This is a genomic window from Thiolapillus sp. (genome assembly GCF_048562965.1).
In the GTDB taxonomy this organism is placed as follows: Bacteria; Pseudomonadota; Gammaproteobacteria; order Chromatiales; family Chromatiaceae; genus Thiolapillus; species Thiolapillus brandeum_A.
Map to the genome: position 1 here is coordinate 1 of NZ_JBHNMF010001243.1, position 759 is coordinate 759.

Genomic DNA, 759 nt, shown 5'->3' on the forward strand with positions numbered 1-759 from the left:
CGGGGGCCACAACCGCTGCCAGCCATGGAGAGCGAAGCGAAGGCTGGTAGTCCCCAGTAGCCGCGAGGCCGCACTGTTTTCCCGGCGCGCCTTGCTGCGTATTCCACCCCAACGTGACCGCCGATTCCAAACGAACGTGACCGATTCCAGGGTTTTCCTTGGAATCTTCGGTCACGATGATGGAAACCCCGGTCACGATCCGTGTAATCTCACCCAACGCACTGGAATTCTTTCATTTTATCCGGCATACCCCTCGTTTTTTGCCTGCAGGAGACGAGCCATGCCGACCGCGAGGATTCCAATGAAGAAAATCATCGAAGTACTCCGCCTCAAGTATGAGGCCCAACTGAGCCACGACAAGATCGCCCGGGCTTGCCAGTTATCCAAGGGTGCGGTCTACAAGTATGTACACCTGGCCTTTGGCCGACGATGTGGATGAGGCCGCGCTGGAGGCCCTGTTGTTCCCGGCGCAGGAGAAACCCCAGCGTTACGTTCCGCCCGATTGCTTCCAGATCCACCAGGAACTCAAGCGCAAAGGGGTGACCCTGCAGTTGCTGTGGGCCGAGTATGTCGCCCGCTACGAGACGCAGGCTTATCGTTACAGTCGCTTCTGCGCACTGTACCGCCAGTGGCGGGATAACAAGCGTGTCTTCGGCCTCGTGATAGATTTTGGGACATCCCAGTCCCCAAAATCGACTCGGCCTTTGACAACCTATTGGTGCCCCAGCCGTCCTGGTCACCCAGCACTACGCAACAACT

The 759-nt window shown here is 58.0% G+C and carries 2 protein-coding genes and 1 pseudogene; 2 read left to right on the forward strand and 1 reads right to left on the reverse strand.

Annotated elements, in window-relative coordinates:
- Positions 1–217, reverse strand: a 217-nt coding sequence (locus ACOCD2_RS23550) for a hypothetical protein (protein WP_419626249.1), incomplete at its 3' end; no start/stop codon positions are given.
- Between the two features lie 84 nt (positions 218–301).
- Here ACOCD2_RS23550 and ACOCD2_RS23555 point away from each other — a divergent pair.
- Both ACOCD2_RS23555 and ACOCD2_RS23560 read left to right on the forward strand, forming a co-directional pair.
- Positions 302–439 (forward strand): sigma factor-like helix-turn-helix DNA-binding protein, encoded by a 138-nt coding sequence (locus ACOCD2_RS23555; RefSeq protein ID WP_294031356.1) that lies wholly within the window; start codon positions 302–304, stop codon positions 437–439.
- Positions 405–759 (forward strand): annotated as a pseudogene (locus ACOCD2_RS23560) (hypothetical protein); the annotation flags it as partial. The gene ACOCD2_RS23555 and the pseudogene ACOCD2_RS23560, both read left to right, overlap by 35 nt.